Raw genomic sequence first — 4,986 nt, 5'->3', positions numbered from 1 at the left:
CGCGCCCGGCCCCCCCCCTCCGCCGGCCCCCCCACTAGCCCCCTACCCATCCACCCATCCACCCCCCGCGCCCCCCCCAAACCCCCCCCCCGCCCCCCCCACGGCCGGGGGCCGCGCCTCTCGCTTGGTGCTCTTGAGGAGCTACCAGGTCAAACCGTCAGACTTACTTGACGATCTTGGTGACCTGGCCGGCGCCGACGGTCCGGCCACCCTCACGGATGGCGAACTTCAGGCCCTCCTCCATGGCGACCGGCTGGATCAGCGAGACCGACATGGTGGTGTTGTCGCCCGGCATGACCATCTCGGTGCCCTCGGGGAGGGTCACGACGCCGGTCACGTCCGTGGTACGGAAGTAGAACTGCGGGCGGTAGTTGTTGAAGAACGGCGTGTGGCGGCCACCCTCGTCCTTGGAGAGGATGTAGGCCTGCGCCTCGAACTCGGTGTGCGGGGTGACCGAGCCCGGCTTGATGATGACCTGGCCGCGCTCGACGTCCTCGCGCTTGATGCCGCGGAGCAGCAGACCGACGTTCTCACCGGCCTGGCCCTCGTCGAGCAGCTTGCGGAACATCTCGATACCGGTGACCGTGGTGGTGGTCTTCTCGGTCTTGATGCCGATGATGTCGACGGTCTCGTTGACCTTGAGCATACCGCGCTCGATACGACCGGTGACGACGGTGCCACGACCGGTGATCGTGAAGACGTCCTCGATCGGCATCAGGAACGGCTTGTCGACGTCACGCTCGGGCTGCGGGATGGACTCGTCCACGGCCTTCATCAGACCGAGGAGCTTCTCGCCCCACTCCTTGTCGCCCTCGAGCGCCTTCAGCGCCGAGACGCGGACGACCGGCAGGTCGTCGCCCGGGAACTCGTACTCGGAGAGGAGCTCACGGACCTCGAGCTCGACGAGCTCCAGGATCTCCTCGTCGTCCACCATGTCGGCCTTGTTCAGGGCGACGACGATGTACGGAACGCCGACCTGGCGGGCCAGGAGCACGTGCTCCTTGGTCTGCGGCATCGGGCCGTCGGTGGCGGCGACCACGAGGATGGCGCCGTCCATCTGGGCAGCACCGGTGATCATGTTCTTGATGTAGTCCGCGTGACCGGGGCAGTCGACGTGGGCGTAGTGACGCGACTCGGTCTGGTACTCGACGTGCGCGATGGAGATGGTGATACCGCGCTGGCGCTCCTCAGGAGCCTTGTCGATCTGGTCGAAGGCCGAGGCCTCGTTCAGGTCCGGGTACGCGTCGTGCAGCACCTTGGTAATGGCGGCCGTAAGGGTCGTCTTACCGTGGTCAATGTGACCGATGGTGCCGATGTTGACGTGCGGCTTAGTCCGCTCGAACTTCGCCTTCGCCACTGGGGTCCTCCTGTGGAGTGGTTCTGTACGCCTTACTCATCGGCGCCAGGTGATCTTTGCTGGTGGTGCCGGCCGCCGGGGCGAACCTCACGGGTTCGCGGGGAACGCCCCTGCGGTCACGGCGTCAAGCCTACGGCGTGAACTCGGGTGAGTTACTCGCCCTTGGCCTTCGCGATGATCTCCTCGGCGACGTTCCGCGGAACCTCGGCGTAGGAGTCGAACTGCATCGAGTAGCTTGCGCGACCCGAGGTCTTGCTGCGGAGGTCTCCGACGTAGCCGAACATCTCCGAGAGGGGCACGAGGCCCTTCACGACGCGCGCGCCGCTGCGCTCCTCCATGGCCTGGATCTGGCCACGGCGGGAGTTGATGTCGCCGATGACCTCACCCATGTAGTCCTCGGGCGTGGTGACCTCGACGGACATCATCGGCTCGAGAAGCACGGGCGAAGCCTTGCGCGCGGCCTCCTTGAAGGCCTGCGAGCCGGCGATCTTGAACGCGAGCTCGGAGGAGTCGACCTCGTGGTAGCCACCGTCGAGAAGAATGACGCGGACGCCCGTCATCTCGTAGCCGGCCAGGATGCCGAACTGCATGGCCTCCTGCGCACCGGCGTCCACCGAAGGGATGTACTCCTTCGGGATACGGCCACCGGTGACCTTGTTCACGAACTCGTACGCGGCGTCGCCGCCCTCGATCGGCTCGATCGCGATCTGCACCTTGGCGAACTGACCGGTACCACCGGTCTGCTTCTTGTGGGTGTAGTCGTGACGCTCGACGGCCTTGCGGATCGTCTCGCGGTACGCGACCTGCGGCTTGCCGACGTTGGCCTCGACCTTGAACTCGCGGCGCATGCGGTCGACGAGGACATCGAGGTGAAGCTCGCCCATACCACCGATGATGGTCTGGCCGGTCTCCTCGTCCGAGTGGACCTGGAAGGAGGGGTCCTCCTCCGCGAGACGCTGGATGGCGACACCCAGCTTCTCCTGGTCACCCTTGGACTTGGGCTCGATGGCGACCTGAATGACCGGCGCCGGGAAGTCCATGGACTCCAGGATCACCGGGTTCTTCTCGTCGCACAGCGTCTCACCGGTGGTGGTCTGCTTCAGGCCCATGACGGCGACGATGTCGCCGGCGCCCACCGAGTCGATCTCCTCACGCTTGTTCGCGTGCATGCGGTAGATCTTGCCGATGCGCTCCTTCTTGCCCTTGACGGAGTTCAGCACCGCGGTGCCGGCCTCCAGGCGACCCGAGTAGACCCGGATGAAGGTGAGCTTGCCGAGGTGCGGGTCGCTCGCGATCTTGAAAGCGAGCGCCGACAGCGGCTCGCTCTCGGACGGCTTGCGCTTGACGACCTCCTCCGGGTCCTTGACGTCGTGGCCCTCGATGGCCTCGACGTCCAGGGGGGAGGGGAGGTAGCGCACAACGGCGTCGAGCAGGGGCTGAACGCCCTTGTTCTTGAACGCGGTGCCACAGAACACCGGGGTGACCGTGGTCTCGCCGCCCTTGCCGGAAGCGATGGTGATACGACGGATCGCGGCGTACAGCTGCTCCTCGGTGGGCTCCTGGCCCTCCAGGTACAGCTCCATGATCTCTTCGTCGTTCTCCGCGACGGTCTCGACCAGCTTGCCGCGCCACTCCTCAGCAGCCTCGGCGTGCGTGGCAGGGATGTCGACGACGTCGTACATCTCGCCCTTGGTGGCCTCGGCGGACCAGACAAGAGCCTTCATGCGAACGAGGTCGATGACGCCCTTGAAGTCAGCCTCGGCACCGATCGGAAGCTGCATCACGATCGGAGTGGCGCCGAGGCGGTTCACGATCATGTCGACACAGCGGTGGAACTCGGCACCGGTGCGGTCGAGCTTGTTGACGAAGCAGATACGCGGCACGCCGTAGCGGTCCGCCTGACGCCAGACGGTCTCGGACTGGGGCTCCACACCGGCGACACCGTCGAACACCGTGACGGCACCGTCGAGGACGCGGAGCGAACGCTCCACCTCGACGGTGAAGTCGACGTGACCCGGGGTGTCGATGATGTTGATGGTGTGATCGACGTCCTCGAGCGGCCAGTGACAGGTCGTCGCGGCGGACGTGATCGTGATGCCGCGCTCCTGCTCCTGCTCCATCCAGTCCATCGTGGCAGCGCCGTCGTGGACCTCACCGATCTTGTAGCTCACACCGGTGTAGAACAGGATGCGCTCGGTGGTCGTCGTCTTGCCCGCGTCGATGTGGGCCATGATCCCAATGTTGCGGACCTTGGCCAGGTCAAGCGAAGTGGTGGCCATAAGGCTCAATCTTCTCTCGGTCTCGATGTGGGTAGCGACTACCAGCGGTAGTGCGCGAAGGCCTTGTTGGACTCGGCCATCTTGTGCGTGTCCTCGCGCTTCTTGACCGATGCGCCGAGGCCGTTGGAGGCGTCCAGCAGCTCGTTCATGAGGCGCTCGGTCATGGTCTTCTCACGACGGGCGCGCGAGTAGCCCACGAGCCAGCGAAGAGCCAGCGTGGAGGCACGACCGGGCTTGACCTCGATCGGAACCTGGTAGGTGGCGCCACCGACACGGCGGGACTTGACCTCGAGCGTCGGCTTGACGTTCTCGAGGGCGCGCTTCAGCGTGATGACCGGGTCGTTGCCGGTCTTCTCGCGGAGGCCTTCCATGGCGCCGTAGACGATGCGCTCAGCGGTGGAACGCTTGCCGTTGAGCAGGATCTTGTTGATGAGCGAGGTCACCAGAGGAGAACCGTAGACCGGGTCGATGATGACCGGGCGCTTCGGGGCGGGGCCCTTACGAGGCATTCTTACTTCTCCTTCTTGGCGCCGTAGCGGCTGCGGGCCTGCTTGCGGTTCTTGACACCCTGGGTGTCAAGCGAGCCGCGGATGATCTTGTAGCGAACACCCGGCAGGTCCTTCACACGGCCACCACGCACGAGCACGATGGAGTGCTCCTGCAGGTTGTGTCCCTCACCCGGAATGTAGGCCGTGACCTCGATGCCCGAGGTCAGACGCACACGCGCGACCTTACGGAGGGCCGAGTTCGGCTTCTTCGGGGTGGTCGTGAACACACGCGTGCAGACGCCGCGGCGCTGAGGGGAACCCTCGAGTGCGGGCGTCTTGTTCTTCTCGACCTTGTCCTGCCGGCCCTTACGGACCAGCTGCTGGATCGTAGGCACTACTTCTCCGGTTTCTGTGTGCCGTGTAGTAAAGCTAACCTGGAACATTCGCCGACCCACGCGGTCGGGTGTGTCGAACCCGGCGGGCTTCCGCACAAGGCAGGAAGAGCACGGATTACGGTGGCCGATGGCGGCTCGCCGTGCGGCTGAGGACACGCACACGAACCCAGGCACACCCCAGGCACAAGGTCTGAGCGTACCTAGCGCATCGACTCCGGTCAAAACAAATGCCCGCGCCCACGGCCCGGCGGGGCCGTCACAGGGCATTCACGGAGCCGTCACGGGCTTGGTGGGTCCGTCAGCGCCGACTGCACCACTGCGCCGCCGCGGCGGCGACGGCGCGGGACGAGGGCCCGTCAGCTCGCGGGCGGCGCCCATGACGTCCTGATCGCATGACGTCCTGGTGCATTCTCCTCCGTCGCCGCCCGCACAGGCAAAAGGGCGGCCACCCCGCGCGGTGCGCGGGG

Annotated in this window: 4 protein-coding genes; all 4 read right to left on the bottom strand. The window is 65.8% G+C overall.

Going from position 1 to position 4,986, the window contains the following annotated elements; genetic code table 11:
- Positions 1-163: 163 nt before the first annotated feature.
- The 4 genes from tuf to rpsL all read right to left on the bottom strand — a co-directional run bounded on the left by tuf (position 164) and on the right by rpsL (position 4,519).
- Complete coding sequence (tuf, locus tag ACFWI9_RS25730; protein ID WP_338677258.1) at positions 164-1,357, bottom strand: elongation factor Tu; 1,194 nt, start codon at positions 1,355-1,357, stop codon at positions 164-166.
- A gap of 152 nt (positions 1,358-1,509) precedes the next feature.
- Positions 1,510-3,636, bottom strand: a complete 2,127-nt coding sequence (gene fusA, locus ACFWI9_RS25725; protein WP_387165415.1) for an elongation factor G — start codon at positions 3,634-3,636, stop codon at positions 1,510-1,512.
- 38 nt (positions 3,637-3,674) lie between these two features.
- Positions 3,675-4,145, bottom strand: coding sequence for a 30S ribosomal protein S7 (rpsG, locus tag ACFWI9_RS25720; protein ID WP_338677260.1), 471 nt, complete (start codon positions 4,143-4,145; stop codon positions 3,675-3,677).
- Positions 4,146-4,147: 2 nt separating this feature from the next.
- A complete protein-coding gene (rpsL, locus tag ACFWI9_RS25715; protein WP_003948652.1) occupies positions 4,148-4,519 on the bottom strand; it encodes a 30S ribosomal protein S12 in 372 nt (123 codons plus the stop codon).
- Positions 4,520-4,986: the final 467 nt, after the last annotated feature.

The sequence above is a fragment of the Streptomyces sp. NPDC127084 genome (genome assembly GCF_042724175.1).
Lineage (GTDB): Bacteria > Actinomycetota > Actinomycetes > Streptomycetales > Streptomycetaceae > Streptomyces.
The sequence above is the reverse complement of the archived record's forward strand: the minus strand, read 5'-3'. Positions and strand labels throughout refer to the sequence as shown.

Coding starts and splice junctions, on each gene's coding strand:
- fusA (WP_387165415.1), bottom strand. CDS start 3,636: ATGGCCACCACTTCGCTTGACCTGGCCAAGGTCCGCAACATTGGGATC.
- rpsG (WP_338677260.1), bottom strand. CDS start 4,145: ATGCCTCGTAAGGGCCCCGCCCCGAAGCGCCCGGTCATCATCGACCCG.